1 protein-coding gene is annotated in these 395 nt (G+C 67.3%); it reads right to left on the bottom strand.

Annotated elements, in window-relative coordinates; genetic code table 11:
* The coding region (locus I6F37_RS43725) for a nuclear transport factor 2 family protein (RefSeq protein WP_225154943.1) at positions 1–266 on the bottom strand (266 nt) is incomplete at its 3' end.
* Positions 267–395 lie beyond the last annotated feature (129 nt).

Below are 395 nucleotides of genomic sequence, written 5' to 3'. Positions count from 1 at the left end.
CTGGTGTATTCGGCGACCAGCAGCTCCGGGTCCTCCGCCGGATAGACCGCCTCGACGTTGAAGGTCATCTGCGACACGAAGGCGGCCATCGAGGCGCCGAGGAAGCCCAGGATTTCCCCACGGCCCCGCACCGGTCCGCCGGCGCCATAAGGAAACTCGAACACCGCGTCGTCGGCGATCAGCTCGCCGACGCGCACGAAGTCCAGGGTCCCGAGCGCCCTGAGCAGGGCGTGGAGCGCCTCGACGCGGGGATCGGTGGCGGGCACGGAACTAGTCCGGAAACGACAGGGTCACGTCCTGGCGGACGACGCGCCAGCCTTGCGCGGTCTTGCGGTAGACCGCCTTGTAATCCACCGAACTCGGCGTGCGGTATTCCTTGGAGCCGACGACATAGT

This window comes from Bradyrhizobium sp. NBAIM08, from assembly GCF_020193935.1.
Taxonomy (GTDB): Bacteria; Pseudomonadota; Alphaproteobacteria; order Rhizobiales; family Xanthobacteraceae; genus Bradyrhizobium; species Bradyrhizobium yuanmingense.
The sequence above is the reverse complement of the archived record's forward strand: the minus strand, read 5'-3'. Positions and strand labels throughout refer to the sequence as shown.